This window comes from Streptomyces halobius, from assembly GCF_023277745.1.
Classification (GTDB): domain Bacteria; phylum Actinomycetota; class Actinomycetes; order Streptomycetales; family Streptomycetaceae; genus Streptomyces; species Streptomyces halobius.
In genome coordinates this window covers 1,244,651-1,260,298 of sequence record NZ_CP086322.1, presented here as the reverse complement: position 1 = coordinate 1,260,298, position 15,648 = coordinate 1,244,651, and the positions used below count along the sequence as shown (strand labels likewise).

Here is a 15,648-nt window from a genome sequence, read left to right as displayed (position 1 = left end):
TCACACTAGTAGGGCTCCGTTAGGTCTTCCCGATCAAGTTCGGGGGGAGCATGTTGGTCGGATGGACGTGCGGCAGGTTCAGGGTTTGCGGGCGGGGTTATCAGCGTTTGTGGCGGATGTGTTCGCATCGGTGCCGCGGAAGGATCAGCGGGCGAAGGGGGACTGCTATCTGCGGGGATTGATGCTGGACGGGCGGCGCAAGTCGATCCAGCCGATGGCTGAGCGGCTGCCGGACGGCAACGAGCAGAACCTGCAGCAGTTCGTGAACCAGTCCACCTGGGATCCGGTGCCGGTGCGGCGACGGATCGCGCAGCGGATGGTGCCGCTGATCGGCCCGGATGCCTGGGCAGTCGATGACGTGTCGTTCCCCAAGGACGGCCGGATGTCGGTGGCGGTCGCCCACCAGTACTGCGGTGCACTGGGCAAGCAGGCCAACTGCCAGGTCGCGGTGAGCATGCACGCAGTCACCGACACCGCGTCGTGCCCGCTGCAGTGGCGCCTGTTCGTGCCCGAAGAGTGGGCCGCAGACGCCGACCGGCGGCACAAGACGGGGATCCCCGAGGACATCGGGCACCAGGAGAAGTGGCGCCTGGCCCTGAACATCCTGGACGAGCTGGCCGGGTGGGGCCTGGCGCCGCCGGTGGTGGTGGCCGACGCCGGCTACGGCCAAAACGCCGACTTCCGCGACGGCCTGGAGGGCCGCGGCATCAAGTACGTCGTCGCCATCCGCTCGGATGTGACCGTCCACCCGCACGATGCGGTGCCCACCGCACCGCCGTGGTCCGGCAACGGCCGCAAACCGCAGCCCCGCTACCGCGACAAGCCGCCCCCAGTAGCCGCACTCGCCACCAGCCATGGACGGCAGGCTTTCACCGACGTTACCTGGCGTGAAGGCTCACGCGGACCAATGCGTTCACGCTTCCTGGCCCTGCGGGTCCGGCCGGCCGGAGTGCGGGTCCGTCGTCTGACCCAGTCCGCCGCCGTCGCCGGGCACGGCTCTTGGGACGGTGTCCTGCCCGAGGTCACCTTGCTGGTCGAGTGGCCCGAAGGCGCCGCAGCGCCGACCGACTACTGGCTGTCCAACCTGCCCGAGGACACCCCGCTCGCCGAACTGGTCCGCCTGGCTAAGATCCGCTGGCGCATCGAGCACGACTACCGGGAACTCAAGCACGGCCTGGGCCTGGACCACTTCGAGGGACGTTCCTGGAACGGCTGGCACCACCACGTCACCCTGGTCACCGCCGCCCACGCCTTCCTCACCGAACAGCGGCTCTCCCCAAAAGCCCGCACACCGGCCTCACGCTCTACCAGGTCCTGGACGCCCTCCAGACCCTGCTGAACTGCTGGACCGGCACCTGCACCACCTGCCACCGCCCCCTGCCCAGACGATCAGGCAGACGCCGCCCGCCAAGACCCACACCGACCTAACGGAGCCCTACTAGCGGTGGTTTGTTAGACCGGGCGGTAGAGATCAAGTGGTCTGCCTGCGCCGAGGGCGTTGATGAGGGACTGGAGTGCGGTGGGAGGGGGTTTCGTTGACCATGCCCGCCAGTAGCGTTGCAGCGTGGCCCAGGGCGTCAGCCAGCCACGGACGGCCCGGATGGCGTGGGGCCAGCAGGCCGGCTGGGGCTGGTGGGGCGGTGGGGTGCCCCCTCTCTGGCCGGCCAGGAGCCGGCTCCGCCTCATGGGCGACGGGTGGGGGCGGGGTGAACCAGGTGTCCCAGCAGAAGCTGAACGCGCAGGTGACGAGGGTCTGGTGGCGGCGGATGGCGACATCGGAGCGGACCTGGAAGTCAGCCCATCCGAGCTCGTCCTTGACCTGCTTGTAGCTCTGCTCGACCCAGTGCAGCAGTCCGTAGATCCGCACGACTTCGGTGAGATCGGCGGCCGGGTGACAGCTGCCCCTCTCGCGTGGCGATCCTGGCCGGGGCAGGTTGGTGGCCAGGTACCAGGTGGACTGCGCGGGCAGCGTGGCCGGATCGGTCGTGGCCACCACCAGCCGGGTGGTGCCGTGCGGACCCCACCAGCCCAGCTGCGCGTCGGCGGCCCACCACGTAGTGGTGTGCCCGTCGCGGAAGGTGCGGGTCACCGCCGTCCAGTCGCCGGGGCGGTCCGGTCCGTGCCAGGCCAGGTCGCGGGCGGCGTCGACGGGCGTGTACGCCTCGTCGCCGTAGGCCCAGGCTCCCCGCCGGGGTTTGAGCGCCATCACGAACGGCAGCCCTGCGGCCGACAGTTCCCCGCGGAAGGCGTCCTGGTCGCCGTAGGCACAGTCGGCGGCCACCGCCCGCAAAGACACCCCCGACTCCTTCGCCTTCCGGGCCAGGTCGGCTCCGATCTGGAGTTTCGTGCGGGAAGTCGGGGTCGTTCTTCCCCTTCGGGAAGTGGTGGGCGGGGGTGTAGGGCACGGCGTGCAGGGGGTAGTAGACGCGTTCGTCCGCCCAGCAGGTGGTCACGGTGACGACGCCGCGGTCGATTTTCCCGACCGAGCCCAGGTACTGCTTGCCGACGTGTGCGGTCGCACTCCCGTCCTTGCGGTCGCCGGAGTCGTCGATGACCAGCACCCCGCCCGAGTGCGTGGCCGTGGCTGGATCGGCCAGCAGCAGTTCCACACGGCGGGCGTTGACCTTCTCGTGGTCCCAGGTCGACTCGGACAGGAAGAACTGCAGCCGCTGGACCGCCCGGTGCTGGGCACCGGCCACCGGCTCCGTACCGGCCAGGCAGGTCAGCGTCTTGTTCCGGTCCCTCGGCAGCAGCAGTCCAGCGAGGTACTCGCGGAACCCCCGGCGCTGTGCCAACGTGGAAAACAGGTCATCGAAGCGGGCGGCATAGGCTTTCAACGGCCCCGGCGCGGGCGGACACGGCACACGCTTGGTCATCACAACCCCCGGGACAGCGAGCGGAGTTCCCACCAACTGGCCTACTACCGACCCGAACCGCCGTCAACAAACCACCGCTAGTGTCCAACCGGACCGTTCCTTCGAGGTCCGCAGTCCCGAACGAGAGACCGCACAGGAGCGCTTGGTGGCCTACCTGCCCTGGGGCGCTCGCGTCGAATCCGCGGACCGTATCGCGTGGAATGGCCAGACGTACGAGGTGGACGGCGTGCCGATGAGATGGGGGCAGGGGTCCCTACGGCACGTCCGGGTCCGGGCGTGGAGGGTCGAGCACTGATGGCAGCGAACTTCCACCTCGACCTCTACGAATCTGCCCTCAACGAGCTGGTCTCCTCCCGGGCTTCGGAAAAGCTGGCCGCAGGGGTGGCATCGAAGATCGCGTCCATCGCCCGCAAGGACGCGCCCAAGAATCGCAAGGGCTCCTGGAACATGTACTCCCGCTCCCTGTCGATCGACACCTCCCGCAGCAACGGCACCGTCTACGCGCTCGTCCAGGCCGACCGCCACCCGCTACTGGTGGAGTATGGCTGGCGTGACAAGGGCGGCCGGCGCCATCCGGGCCGCCACATCCTCAAGGGCGCCCTGGTGAAGGTCCGGGAACCGTGAGGGTCGATCCGGTCTCCGTCGTCCATGAATACCTGCGCGCCAAGCCCGAACTAGCGCACACGGTGACCGGAGACTTGGTCGGCCGCGAGCCGGCCGACACGGCGTGCCGTCCGCCAGTCGCGTTTGATGTTTCAGCGGTGGCGGAGCGTCAGCAGATGCTCATGGCCCTCGCCGGGTCGTTCCCGCCCCGGTGCGGCCGTCTTCACCTGCCAAGACTGGTAAGTGAAGACGACCACAAGCGGCTTGGCTACATGCCTGCCGGGCAGATCACGAGACGCCGTAGCAGTCTCCGAACATCCCCCCCGCCCTGCAGTGGCCAACGCCGTAGTTGTCTGAGGGTGCGGCGTTGGCGACGCCTCCGCCGAAGATTGTCAGCAGCGCTGCGGCGGCAAGGGCTCCGGCGGCCAGTCTGATACGTGTCACGGTGTTCCTTCCTTTGGGCTGTTTCGGTGGTGAATCAGGCTTCGGTCTGCCGTGACGTCCAGGCGTTCCTTGCCGGGACGTCACGGAGGACGCTCCGAGCCATGCTGCGTGCCTGTTGCTCTCGTCCGTCCCGTGAGCTTGGGCGGAACCCCATCTCAGGCCGCGGGCGGCTGGAGAGAAGCCGTACCTCCATGATCCATCGGCGTGCGGCAGATACCACCTGGTGTATGCCATCTAGGGGGCCTGGTGCTGTTGAGCCCGGTCCCGAGGGCGACCAGGGGTGTGCCGGGCCCATGGGGCCAGTCCTCACCGCAGTCCGGCGTCCGGATAGAGCGGTACTGCCGCGCGATGCTCAAAGTAGGCCGAACGGCGGACCTCGCCCCGAACGAATCGGGGCGCTTCAGCGGCATGCCCAGCACCATTCAGCGCTCTCCCCGGCCGTATGGCCGGGGAGAGCGCCTTTCTGCGTTTAAAGCGCAACGTCTCCGAATCGGGGACCCTTCTGAATGATGTTCTTGCGGTAGCTATTGCTGATGTCGAGGGCGTTCCGCTCATCCCACTTCGGCCCTCCTCCAGTCTTAGGGGCGTCCCGAAGGATCTCGATGAGTTCATCGAGAGGCTTACGAGCTGCTCAGCCGGGTTGGATTCGACGGCCATTCTCGGCGCGTGCCTCCGCGAGGGCCTGGTGCTGGTCGCACCTGGGGATCGCGGTACCGGTGCCGCTCAGGCTCTCGCGGTACAGCACCTCCCCGGCACATCCACTGTGCCGGGCATCCAGGCATGCCAGCTCGTTATTCAACGCTTCTCCACTTGGTCAATCGGGAAGAACTTCTCGGGGGTGAGGTAGCCGACCAACTCCCCGGTCCGCACGTGATGCACCGGCTGACCGAGGCCATCGCCCACGATAGCCGCCGTCGGCTCGATGGTCGCGACCTCGGGCTCCGGCGCCACCGTCCTTGCAGGCATCCACCAGATGTGGGTCTGGAGCGAGCACGTCATCAGCACGTCACGCGTGTCTTGATTCCATATCTCGTACCGGCCGTCGCCGGTGTAGGTAATGCCGGCGAGTACGACGGGCTCGGCTGGCTCCTTGCTGCGCTTACCTCCCTTCCCGCCGAAGTGGAACGCCGCCTCGTGATTGCTCGCACGAATCCCGGGGACATGGCGCAGCTCGGTGTTCTGCCAGCCCGAGGGTTCCTCCGCCTTCGCGACAGAACCGGCGTCGGTTGCGCTTCAGGCGAGGCCGGTGACCCGCATCGTGATGTTGAGGCGCCCGCTGGTCAGGCCGGACGCGGGGTCGCAGGTGCCCGGGTGGACCCTGGGCACCCCGTGATACGCGAACCGGGACGGTCCGCCGAAGACGAAGAGATCGCCGGACGCCAGCTCGATGTCGGTGTACGGTTTGGTGCGGGTCTCCGTATTGCCGAACCGGAAGACGCAGCTGTCGCCGATGCTGAGGGAGACCACCGGCGCGCTGGACCGCTCCTCCTTGTCCTGGTGCATGCCGAGCTTGGCCTGGTCGTCGTAGAAATTGATCAGCGCGGTGTCCGGTGTGTAGGCCTCGCCCGCGGACGGGTCCTGATATGCCTCGACCAGTGCTCTGCGGCCCAACTCGACCATCCAGTGAGGGAATTCGGCGACCGGGGCACCGTTGACGTCGTCGGCGGTGCGGGTGTACGCGTACGGCTGCCAGTGCCATCCGATGCACACCGTCTGGACGGACATCACACCGCCCCGGGGGAGCCTGGTGTGCCGGATCGGGACCGGGCCGCGTGCCCAGCCGCGACAGGCCGCGACCAGTTCGCGCTGCTGTGCCAGGGTGAGCCAGTCGGGGACGTGGACGGCGCCGGGAGCGAGTTCCCGGCGGCCGCGGGGCGCTGTGGCGCGGGTCCCGGCGTCGCCGGAGGCCCCAGGCTCGTCGGCGTTCCCTTTGCCGTCGTGCCGGTCGGAGCTGTCAGGCGGCCCGCATCCGTCGGGCTGCCCGAAGCTCTCGAAGCCGGGGAGTGGCGTGCTCATTGCGCTTCTCGACCTTGGTCTTTCGGTCTTGCCTGCTTCTTGTCTGCCTGCCGGTCCCGTTCTTGTCTGCCGGTCCAGGGGGTCGGTGGAGTGCTGTTCTTCCAGCGTGCCATGGGGAGGAGGACTGGGCCGCCAGGGCCTGACTTGAGATCGATGTGGAACACCTTGTCCGAACCGGGTCCCCCGTCGCCGTTGTTGTCCGCGTTGGTGGTGGTCAGCCACAGCGAGTTCTTGCCGGGTACGGACTCGACCGTACGCAGTCGCCCGTAGTCGTTGGTGTAGTACGCCTCAGGGGTGCCCGTGTTCGAGCCGTCGACGGGAATGCGCCACAGGCGTTCGCCGCGGAGCGCGGCCATGTAGATCGCACCGTCGGCGTAGGCCACCCCGCTGGGTGAGGCTTCACTGACCGGCCACTGGCGCTTGGGATTGGTCATCCCGTCCGTGGAACACTCGCCTCGCACGTGGGCCAGCCGTAGTTCTTGCCGGGCTCGATGAGGTTCAGCTCGTCGTACGTTCTGGCACCCAACCCCCCATCCCACAGGCGTCCTTGGGCGTCCCAGGTGATGCCCTGCGGATTGCGGTGACCGTAGGAGTGGACCAGGTTGCCGAAAGGGTTGCCGGGGGCCGGCTTGCCGTCGGGGGTCATGCGGAGGATCTTGCCGTTGAGCGAGCTGGTGTCCTGGGCCAGGTCCTCGTCCTGGGCGTCGCCCGTCGTGGCGTAGAGGTAGCCGTCGGGGCCGAATTTGATGCGTCCGCCGTTGTGGTACCTGTTCTTCTTGATGCCGTCGACCACGACTTTGTAGTCGCCGAGTTCGCCGCCGTCGAACGTCATCCGTGCGATCCGATTGCCTTCCTTGGCGGAGTGCATCACGTACACATGGTGGTCGGTCTGCCAGGACGGCGATACGGCGATGCTCAGCAGTCCGCCCTCGCCGCCCGTGGTGACGACGTTGGGTACCTTGCCGACTTCTTTCTTCGTACCGTCCTGCGTGAGGGTGTGGACGGTGAACGAGTCGCGTTCGGTGAGCAGGGCCGAGCCGTCCGGCAGCCAGCTCAGGCCCCAGGGGATGACCAGCCCGACGAGACGGTGCGGGGTGTGCCGGGTTCGGAGGCGAGGGCGCCGCCCGCTGCGGTGTGGGATGTGGGGCGGGATGTGCTGCGGTGTGTCGCGTCGGCGGCGCCGCCGGACCCGGCGGCCGATATGAGCAGGCCGGCGGCGAGGGCGGATGCGGCCACCATGGCCGGCGTGACGTGGCGTGGGGATCTGGTGCGCATGCGCATGGGGGTCCTCCGGTCAGGCGGCGTGACGGGGCATGGCACTCCCTCGTGAGCATCAGCGGCGCCGGGCTGACAGGAAAGTTTCCTGTTGGTTCGGCGGGAAGGTACTGCGCCTGTGGGATGGGGTCAAGGGATCGCGGGGGGATTTCCCTTTGGAGCAGGGGGAGTTGATGAATTTCGCTCTGCCCATTGACCGTGACGCCGTGGCTGAGGATTCTGCAAAGCGGCACCCTGCTCAATGATCCGCCAACGGCCGCCGCCAACTGGGAACGTTGACGGCTCGGCGACGCGACCGGAACGCGCTCGCACGGGTAAGAGGCGCTCCCTCCGCAGTGCAGCGACGAACGACGGCCGGTCATGCGTCCGTCGGCGTCGGTGTCGCCGTCGATGTCTCCATGACGGTCGATTGAGCGATGGCCGGGGTGGGGGCGTCGACGGCATTCGAGTGATGCGGCGGCCGGTGTGCGAGTCATGTCCGTCAGACGAATGCCAGACGTGCACCGTGCAAGCGCGGCCAAAGCCGTGACGACAGGACCGTAACCACCCAGCGCCGATCCAGAGACCTACTGCCACAGCCAGGCATTGCCACAGTCAGGTACCGGCACAGTCAGGCACTGCCACGGCCACAGCACCCACGAGAAGGGCTGGACCCCTAGATGAGCGATATGAACAACATCACCGACATCAACGCCGTGAACTACATCAACGCCGTGAACGGTGTGCACGACGGCATGCAGCAGAGCCGGCAGGCCAGCCGGCGCCCTCAGCGCTCGCGCGCCACCCACTCCCCGGCCCGGTATGGCGAGCAGGCGACCTGGCGCACTCCGGACTACACGGTGGTCGAGACCGCACTGGAGGTCACCGCGTACTCCCTGTCCGCACGCTGACCGGCCCGCCATGCTGTGCAAGGTGCTCGGCACCGCGGCTGGTGGCGGAGTGCCCCAATGGAACTGTGCGTGCCCCGGGTGCTCCGGGGCACGCACACACCCCGAATGGCGTCGGCGCCACGCCTCGCTCGCCGTACGAGCCGAGGACGACCACTGGTATCTGATCAACGCCACCCCTGATATCGCCGACCAGATGGAAAGCACCCCCGCCCTGCGTCCGGGCCCAGCGGCACGGCGTACACCGGTGGCGGGACTGGTGCTCACGGACGCCGAACTCGACCACACCCTCGGCATCGCACGGCTCCGTGAGGGCGACCGCATCGAGGTGCTCGCCACCGGACCGGTCCGCGCCGCATTGCGCGACCGGGCGCACCTGGACGACCTCCTCATGCCGTACGCCACGCTTGTATGGCGGGAGTTGGGGGCACGGCCGGTGCAGCTGTGTGACGGGTCGGACGTCGAGATCAGCGCCGTGCCCGTTTCCGCGAAACGGCCCCGCTACGCGATCGGCAGCGATGGTTTCCCGGCCGACCGTAGCCCGGCTGATCACGTCATCATGGCGGGTGGTGCCCCGCAGGCCACCGCCCCGGGGACCATCGACCCACCGGCGCTCGACCCACCGGCGGTCGACCCATCGGCCACCGAACCATGGGTCGTCGCGGTACGGCTGCACGACCGCCGTACCGGAGGCACCGTCGTCTACGCGCCCGCGCTTGCCGCCTGGCCCGACGGCTTCCAGCAAGCGCTGGCCGATGCCGACTGTGTCCTGCTCGACGGCACCTTCTGGGACGACGACGAACCATGCCGCAGCGGATTCTCCGCCCGTACGGCCACGGGCATGGGCCATCTGCCCATCGACGGGCCCGAAGGCACCGCCCGGCGACTCGCCCCGCTCGCCGCCCGCTGCTTCTACACCCACCTCAACAACACCAACCCCCTCGTCGATCCCGACGCGCCGCAGCACAGGCGACTGGCCGAACTGGGTCTGGCGGTGGCCGTGGAAGGGATGGAGATTTCCCTATGAGCAGGCGATCGAGTCAGCTGACGCATACCTCTTCAAGCCCGCGGACGAAAACCACTTCGAACCAGCTGACGAAAACCTCGTCAAGCCCGCGGACGGATACCTCGTCAAGCCCACCGTTCGAGGAGCGGCTGCGGGCCGTGGCGCGCGACCGCTACCACGACCGCCACCCCTTCAACATCCGTATGCACAAGGGAGAGTTGACCCCATGGGAACTGCGCCTCTGGATCCGTAACCGGTTCCACTACCAGCGCCATATCCCCATCAAGGACGCCCTGATCACCGCGAAGCTGCCCACGCCGGAGCTGCGCCGGATGTGGCTGCGCCGGATCCAGGACCACGACGGGCGGGAGGAGGGCGAGGGCGGCATCGAGCGCTGGCTGCGGCTCGGCGAGGCGGCCGGACTCGGCCGGTCGCTGCTGATGGACGAGGCGGGCGTGCTGCCCGGTGTACGGCTCGCCGTCGACGGCTATGTCAACTTCTGCCGGCTGCGCTCGCCTCTGGAGGCGGTCGCCGCCTCGCTCACCGAACTGTCCGCACCCGACATCATGCGCACCCGGATCGACGCGTTCGAAAAGCACTACCGCTGGATCGACGCCGAGGGCCTCGCCTACTTCCGTGGTCGGCAGAACCAGGGCCGGCGGGACAGCAAGGAGGCGCTCGCGCTGGTCCTGGACTGGGCGCGCACCGAGGAGGAGCAGGAATCGGCGGTCGCCGCGCTCGCCTTCAAGTGCGATGTGCTGTGGTCCCTGCTGGACGCGGTCGAGCGAGGGGAGCGGACGTGAACGGCAGGCCGACCGCCAAGGACGCGGCTCCCTCCTTCAAGGACATGGCTCCATCGCGCTGGTGCCCCGCCCTCGCCCCCGCCGTCCACCTGCGCTACGACCGGGTGCGCGACACCGACCTGCTGCTTCTGCCGGAACGTGTCGTGGTGCTCGTGGGCAATGCCGGCACCGTGCTGCGTCTGTGTGACGGGCAGCGCGAAGTATCGGACATCGTCGCGGAGTTGATGTGCCGGTATCCGGGTGCGCCGGTGGCGGACGAGGTGCCGGAATTCCTCGCCCGGATCCGGGAGGAAGGCTGGCTGCGATGACGGCGGCCCGGCCGGCCACCGCACCACCCCGCCCCTGGGCCCTCCTCGCCGAACTCACCCACGGCTGCCCACTGCACTGCCCCTACTGCTCCAACCCGCTCGAACTGGCCCGCAAATCAGCGGAGTTGACGACCACCCAGTGGACGGACGCACTGCGTCAGGCCGCCGACCTAGGGGTGGTCAGCGCGCATCTCTCCGGCGGTGAACCCCTCCTTCGCCCCGACGTGGCGGCGATCGTCGCGGCCGCCGACGGCGCAGGCATCCACACCCAGCTCATCACCAGCGGCGTCGGTCTCAGCCGGGCCCGGCTCGGCCGGCTCGTCGACGCCGGTCTGCGCAGTGTGCAGCTGTCCGTCCAGCACGCCGACCCGGGCGCCAACGACCTGATCGCCGGGCGCCGCTCCTTCGCCGACAAGGAGCGGGCCGCCGCCCTGGTACGGGATGCCGGGCTGCCGCTCGGACTCAACGTCGTACTGCACCGCCACAACCTCGACGCGCTGGACGACCTCATCGATCTCGGACCGGCCTGGGGCGCGGACCGCATCGAACTCGCCAACACCCAGTTCTACGGGTGGGCACTGTACAACCGCGCCGCCCTGCTGCCGTCCCGCGAACAGCTCACCCGCGCGCAGCGGACCGTACAGCGACGACGCGCCGAGCTCGCCGGCCGGACCGAGGGACGGATCGAGTTGATCTGGGTCGTCCCCGACTACTTCGAGGGCAACGCCAAGCCCTGTATGGGCGGTTGGGGCGCCCTCTCGCTCACCATCACTCCCGATGGCACGACCCTCCCCTGCCCGGCGGCCGCCTCGATTCCCGGCCTCGATGCGCCCAATGTCCGTGACCATCGGCTGGCATGGATCTGGGACCACTCCCGGGCCTTCAACCGCTACCGGGGCACGGACTGGATGCGCGATCCGTGCCGCAGCTGTGAGCTGCGTGAGAGGGACTTCGGCGGCTGCCGCTGCCAGGCGTACGCGCTCACCGGCGATGCCACGGCCACCGACCCGGCCTGCCGGCTGTCCCCGGAGCACGCCCTCGTACGCGACCTGGTGGACGCCCCGTCCGAACGGGCGCCGGGGGGACTCGGACACCCTCGCAGGCCACTCGCCGCACCGAGGCGGCGACCGCATGACCGAACAACCTGACACGGAATCCCTGGTCGAGTACGTGGGCTGAGGGAGCACGGCGGTAGGTATGGGGCTGCCGTCGCGGCCGGGGAAGTCCGCGACGGCGGCTGCTCGGGTGCGAGCCGTGAGCGGCTCGGTGAGCGGTGCTCGGCGGAGCGAACGCTCCGAACGGTCACTGGTGGTAGTGCTCCACGATCTTCGTGGCGATGCCGCCCTGGAGGGTGACGCGGACCTCGACGGAGTTCATCTTGGCCGCCTTCTCCAGCTGTGCCTCGGTGCACGGTGAGGTTCCGTAGCCGTTGTCGTCCACCGTGACATTGCCGTTGGACGCGCAGATTCCGGCGGCACCCAGGGTTTTCGTCTCCTCACTGACGAAGAACGCCTGCTCGGCCCCGGACTTCGGGGACACCGTCAGCTTGCCGGGCGCCAGGTAGTTGAGGACGCCGTTGAACGTGCCGTTCACGCCCTTCCCTTTGTGTGCGGAACCGGAACCGGTCGCCGAGCCGGATCCCGCACCGGCGCCGCCCTTCCCGGTGTTCGATGCCGAGCCGCCGCCCGTGCTGCCCTCCGTACCGGCGTCCGACTGCTTGCCGCCGTCCGAGCCCCCGTTCTCGCCCGGCGTCACCGTCTCACCGCCGGACGACGAGCCCATGTCCGTGGAGTCCGGGCTCGACGAGACCTTGGTCGCCTTGGCGCCGTCCTCACCGCTCTGACAGGCGGTGAGCGAGAGCGCGGCGACGGCGATCAGCGAAGCCGCGGCGATCCGGCGCACACGCCGGAAGACGGAACGGGACGCGGAGGCACCGGCGTTGGCGTTGGCGGCATCGCCATGGGCGGTGGCTTCGGTGCCGGTGGGCGTGTTCCAGGACATGGGATCCCCTCGTATGCCCGCTGCTGCACAGCGGTTCTGAGTGTGGCGTTCGTGGCACTCATCTCCGTGAGCGCCACATGCATCAGCCTGGCCGGGACCGCGGTGATCCACTAGGGGCTGTCCGGTGGGTCGTGGGTGATTCACCGGACAGCCCCTAGTAGGACTCCGTTAGGTCTTCCTGTTGTGCTAGATCAGGAGCATGTTGGGTGTGTGGATGCACTTGAAGTGAACCGGGTTCGGGCGAAGTTGGCGTTGTTCGTGGAGGATGTGTTCGCCTCAGTACCGCGCAAGGACCAGCGGGCCAAGGGCGACTGCTATCTGCGGGGTCTGATGCTGGAGGGTCGCCGCAAGTCCGTCCAGGCCATGGCTTTGCGGCTGCCGGACGGCAACGAGCAGAACCTGCAGCAGTTCGTGAACCAGTCCACGTGGGATCCCGTGCCGGTGCAGCGGCGGATCGCCGAGCGGATGCTGCCACTGATCGGCCCGACCGCCTGGGTGATCGACGACGTGTCGGTGCCCAAGGACGGCCGGATGTCGGTCGGGGTGGCTCCGCAGTACTGCGGAGCGTTGGGGAAACGGGCGAACTGCCAGGTCGCGGTCAGCGTCCATGCCGCAACCGACACCGCCTCCTGCCCGCTGCAATGGCGCCTGTTCCTGCCCAAGGAGTGGGCTTGGGACACCGATCGGCGGGCCAGGACCCGCATCCCGCCCGAGGTCACACACCGCGAGAAATGGCGCCTGGCTCTGGACATGCTCGACACGCTCGCCACCTGGGGCATGACACCACCAGTCGTGGTGGCCGACGCCGCCTACGGCACCAACGCGCACCTGCGGGCGGCTCTGTCCGACCGCCAACTCGCCTACGTGCTGGCCGTCCGCGCTGATGTGACCGCCCGCCCCTTCGACGCGAAACCCGTGACCCCACGCCGCAACGGGACCGTCGGCTGCCGGCCCCAGCCCCGATACCGGGAACCCGCACCGTCCGTGGCAGCTCTCGCCTCAGGCCTTGGGCCGGATGCCTTCACCCCCGTGACGTGGCGGCAAGGCTCGCGAGGGGAGTTACGTTCCCGCTTCGCCGCCGTGCGTGTACGCCCGGCCGGCAAGGCAGTCGAACGCCCCATCCGAGCCGCCGCCTCAGCCGAACAGGGCTGGTGGGACGGAATCCTGCCCGACTGCTGGCTGCTGATCGAATGGCCCGAAGACAGCGAGGAACCCACAAATTACTGGCTGTCCAGCCTACCGGCGCACACACCCATCGCTGACCTGGTCCGCCTGGCCAAGGTCCGCTGGCGCATCGAGCACGACTACCGCGAACTCAAGCACGGCCTGGGCCTGGACCACTTCGAAGGCCGTTCCTGGCCCGGCTGGCACCACCACGTCACCCTCGTCACCGCCGCCCACGCCTTCCTCACCGAACAGCGCCTGGCCCCAAAAGTGCCCACGCCGGTCTCACCCTCTACCAAGTACTCGACGCCCTCCAGGACGTCTTGAGGTGCTGGACCGGCATCTGCACCACCTGCCAACAACGCCTGCCCACCAGGACACACATGACACCAAGATCGAGACAGACCTAACGGAGTCCTACTAGTAGGGCTTGGTCAGGTTGGTGTGGCTGTGAGTATGTCGCGGTGACAGGTGGGGCAGGCGCCGGCCCAGACCGCGAGGAGCGTCTGTAACTCGCGGACTACCTGGTAGAGGCTCAGGCCGGCGCCGTTTCTTTTGGGGCTCTGGCCAGTCGCTGGAGGGTGCAGAAGGCGTGGGCGGCGGAGACGAGGGTGACGTGGTGGTGCCAGCCGTTCCAGGTGCGGCCTTCGAAGTGGGCAAGCCCCAGGGCCTGTTTCATCTCCCGGTAGTCGTGCTCGATCCGCCATCTGATCTTCGCCAGCCGCACGAGTGTGGTCAGCGGGGTGTCGGCGGGCAGGTTCGAGAGCCAGAACTGGACCGGCTCGGCCTCCTTCGCGGGCCATTCGGCCAGCAGCCAGCACACGGGCAGCTCGGGCCCCTGTGTGGTGCGGCGGATCTCGCGTCCGGCGGGCCGGATTCGCAGAGCCGTGAACCGGGAGTACATGCGTTTGAGGCCGCTTCGGCCGGTGCCGGGCCGGGATCCCTCACGCCACTGGACAGGTCTGGCCGCCACACGTCCGGCGTCGATGACCAGCTGTTTCACCTTCCTGGCTGCCTCGGGATACTTCGCCACCGGTGGGCGTCCGGTCCCGTTGTAGGGCGGAGTGTGCGGTGTTGCATCGCCCGGCTGGGCAGTAACCGTGGTGGAGATACCCACCACGTAGTGCAGGCCGCGTTCCTCAAGCCCGAGCCGGAAGGCGGCGGTGTCCCCGTATCCGCCGTCCGCGACGGCGAGGGGGATTTCCAGGCCCCAGGACCGTGTCTCGTCGATCATGTCCAGGGCGAGCTGCCACTTCTCGACATGCCCGACGTCATCGGGGATGCCGCACCGCGCGCGCCGGGCGACCTTGGCGGGATCGGCCTCCGGCGAGGCTGGGTCCCACGTCCGCGGCAGGAACAGGCGCCAGTCGACCGCGGCCGAGGCATGGTCAGAGGCGAGATGAAGTGACACGCCTGCCTGGCAGTTGGCGACCTTGCCCGGGACTTGTATCTGAATAACTGTCAGGGTTGGTCTGCTCGGTGGTCTTCGTCGGGAGTCAAGCGGGCTCGGATCTGTTCCACGGTGCGGGCGGGTGGTCCGGGGAGCGGTGTGACGACTACGCGGTGCAGGTCCAGGAGTCGGTGGCCGTCCTGGAACTGGTTGGACAGGTTGGTGCGGCCGACTCCCAGCAGTTGGGCCAGGAAGGTGCTGGTGATCGCTCGGCGGCGGCGTAAGAGGGCTGCCAGGAGGCGGTGGTAGTGGTCCAGGCTGCTGGATTGCGGGTGGAGGTAGCTGCGCGGGCGGTGGAAGCGCCGTTGGAAGGCCGCCTCGGCCAGGGCATCCCAGTACGGCTCCGAGGCTGTGACGAGGTGTTCGAAGGCGGGCCGTGGCATGCCGGTCAGGGCCGGATCGGTGAGCATCGTGGCGGAAGATTTCAAGTCCAGTGAGACGTTTGTGATGCTATGAGATCTGTGGTGTGGGTTCCCTGCGTTTGGCGGGGTCGTTGATCCACGCCTGCTGGGGTATTTCGGGTGGTGTGGGGCGGCGGCCGAAGCGTTCGGGGTGGCGGGTGTATGCCGCGGCCAGGGTGACGGCTCTTTGGTCGCGGGCCTCCTCGGCGGTGCCGAAGTGGACGCTGGCTGGCGTGTGCCATCCGATGCCCGAGTGCCGGTGTTCGTGGTTGTAGTAGGAGATGAAGGCGTCGAACCATTCGCGGGCGTGGGCCAGGGAGTCGAATCGTTCGGGGTAGTCGGCAATGCCGCGTAGTTAAGCGAGATGCGGCATCGTCAAATCGGCGGCTGGTGAGGCTGCGGACGTGACAACGG

The 15,648-nt window shown here is 68.4% G+C and carries 17 protein-coding genes and 2 pseudogenes; 8 read left to right on the top strand and 11 right to left on the bottom strand.

The genetic code is table 11. The annotated features are described in order from the left end of the window. Nucleotides 1–61: 61 nt before the first annotated feature. The gene (locus K9S39_RS06085) at nt 62–1,339 is read left to right on the top strand and encodes an IS701 family transposase (protein ID WP_248862323.1); all 1,278 of its coding nucleotides are present in this window, start codon (nt 62–64) and stop codon (nt 1,337–1,339) included. 132 nt (nt 1,340–1,471) lie between these two features. On the opposite strand, the pseudogene K9S39_RS43320 reads toward K9S39_RS06085, so the two are convergent. Then, nucleotides 1,472–2,876: pseudogene (locus K9S39_RS43320) on the bottom strand (IS701 family transposase). A 294-nt stretch (nt 2,877–3,170) separates the two neighbouring features. Here K9S39_RS43320 and K9S39_RS06075 point away from each other — a divergent pair. Beyond that, nucleotides 3,171–3,500, top strand: a complete 330-nt coding sequence (locus K9S39_RS06075; protein ID WP_248862148.1) for a hypothetical protein — start codon at nt 3,171–3,173, stop codon at nt 3,498–3,500. 267 nt (nt 3,501–3,767) lie between these two features. Here the strand turns inward: K9S39_RS06075 and K9S39_RS06070 are convergent, their stop codons facing one another. From K9S39_RS06070 to K9S39_RS06045, 6 genes are all read right to left on the bottom strand, one after another. Continuing rightward, nucleotides 3,768–3,923, bottom strand: a complete 156-nt coding sequence (locus K9S39_RS06070) for a hypothetical protein (protein WP_248862147.1) — start codon at nt 3,921–3,923, stop codon at nt 3,768–3,770. 795 nt (nt 3,924–4,718) lie between these two features. Further along, entirely contained in the window at nt 4,719–4,889 is a 171-nt protein-coding gene (locus K9S39_RS06065) for a hypothetical protein (protein ID WP_248862322.1), read from the bottom strand. Nucleotides 4,890–5,156: 267 nt separating this feature from the next. After that, complete coding sequence (locus K9S39_RS06060; protein ID WP_248862321.1) at nt 5,157–5,939, bottom strand: alpha-ketoglutarate-dependent dioxygenase AlkB family protein; 783 nt, start codon at nt 5,937–5,939, stop codon at nt 5,157–5,159. Beyond that, nucleotides 5,936–6,373, bottom strand: coding sequence for a hypothetical protein (locus K9S39_RS06055; RefSeq protein ID WP_248862320.1), 438 nt, complete (start codon nt 6,371–6,373; stop codon nt 5,936–5,938). Before K9S39_RS06055 ends, K9S39_RS06060 begins: the two co-directional genes overlap by 4 nt. Further along, the gene (locus K9S39_RS06050; protein WP_248868607.1) at nt 6,370–6,969 is read right to left on the bottom strand and encodes a PQQ-dependent sugar dehydrogenase; all 600 of its coding nucleotides are present in this window, start codon (nt 6,967–6,969) and stop codon (nt 6,370–6,372) included. The genes K9S39_RS06055 and K9S39_RS06050 overlap by 4 nt, the downstream gene beginning before the upstream one ends. 23 nt (nt 6,970–6,992) lie before the next feature. After that, on the bottom strand, nt 6,993–7,214 hold the full coding sequence (locus K9S39_RS06045) for a hypothetical protein (RefSeq protein ID WP_248862319.1): 222 nt from the start codon (nt 7,212–7,214) through the stop codon (nt 6,993–6,995). Nucleotides 7,215–7,948: 734 nt separating this feature from the next. Between K9S39_RS06045 and pqqA the strand changes: the two genes are divergently transcribed. From pqqA to pqqE, 5 genes are all read left to right on the top strand, one after another. Then, the gene (gene pqqA, locus K9S39_RS06040) at nt 7,949–8,104 is read left to right on the top strand and encodes a pyrroloquinoline quinone precursor peptide PqqA (RefSeq protein WP_248868605.1); all 156 of its coding nucleotides are present in this window, start codon (nt 7,949–7,951) and stop codon (nt 8,102–8,104) included. A gap of 10 nt (nt 8,105–8,114) precedes the next feature. Continuing rightward, entirely contained in the window at nt 8,115–9,128 is a 1,014-nt protein-coding gene (locus K9S39_RS06035) for an MBL fold metallo-hydrolase (protein ID WP_248862318.1), read from the top strand. A 65-nt stretch (nt 9,129–9,193) separates the two neighbouring features. Then, nucleotides 9,194–9,910: a pyrroloquinoline-quinone synthase PqqC gene (gene pqqC, locus K9S39_RS06030; protein WP_248868604.1), complete on the top strand. Its 717-nt coding sequence runs from the start codon at nt 9,194–9,196 to the stop codon at nt 9,908–9,910. Further along, entirely contained in the window at nt 9,907–10,218 is a 312-nt protein-coding gene (gene pqqD / locus K9S39_RS06025; RefSeq protein ID WP_406707877.1) for a pyrroloquinoline quinone biosynthesis peptide chaperone PqqD, read from the top strand. The genes pqqC and pqqD overlap by 4 nt, the downstream gene beginning before the upstream one ends. Beyond that, a complete protein-coding gene (pqqE, locus tag K9S39_RS06020) occupies nt 10,215–11,366 on the top strand; it encodes a pyrroloquinoline quinone biosynthesis protein PqqE (RefSeq protein WP_248862317.1) in 1,152 nt (383 codons plus the stop codon). The genes pqqD and pqqE overlap by 4 nt, the downstream gene beginning before the upstream one ends. A 154-nt stretch (nt 11,367–11,520) precedes the next feature. Here the strand turns inward: pqqE and K9S39_RS06015 are convergent, their stop codons facing one another. Beyond that, complete coding sequence (locus tag K9S39_RS06015) at nt 11,521–12,219, bottom strand: hypothetical protein (protein ID WP_248862316.1); 699 nt, start codon at nt 12,217–12,219, stop codon at nt 11,521–11,523. A 210-nt stretch (nt 12,220–12,429) separates the two neighbouring features. On the opposite strand from K9S39_RS06015, the gene K9S39_RS06010 reads away from it, so the two are divergent. Beyond that, nucleotides 12,430–13,710, top strand: coding sequence for an IS701 family transposase (locus tag K9S39_RS06010; RefSeq protein WP_248862315.1), 1,281 nt, complete (start codon nt 12,430–12,432; stop codon nt 13,708–13,710). Nucleotides 13,711–13,918: 208 nt separating this feature from the next. On the opposite strand, the pseudogene K9S39_RS06005 reads toward K9S39_RS06010, so the two are convergent. The 3 genes and pseudogenes from K9S39_RS06005 to K9S39_RS42790 form a co-directional block, all read right to left on the bottom strand. Beyond that, nucleotides 13,919–14,821, bottom strand: a pseudogene (locus K9S39_RS06005) (IS701 family transposase); the annotation flags it as partial. 23 nt (nt 14,822–14,844) lie between these two features. Beyond that, entirely contained in the window at nt 14,845–15,261 is a 417-nt protein-coding gene (locus tag K9S39_RS06000) for a hypothetical protein (protein WP_406707876.1), read from the bottom strand. A 22-nt stretch (nt 15,262–15,283) separates the two neighbouring features. Beyond that, entirely contained in the window at nt 15,284–15,580 is a 297-nt protein-coding gene (locus K9S39_RS42790) for an integrase core domain-containing protein (RefSeq protein ID WP_406708125.1), read from the bottom strand. Nucleotides 15,581–15,648 lie beyond the last annotated feature (68 nt).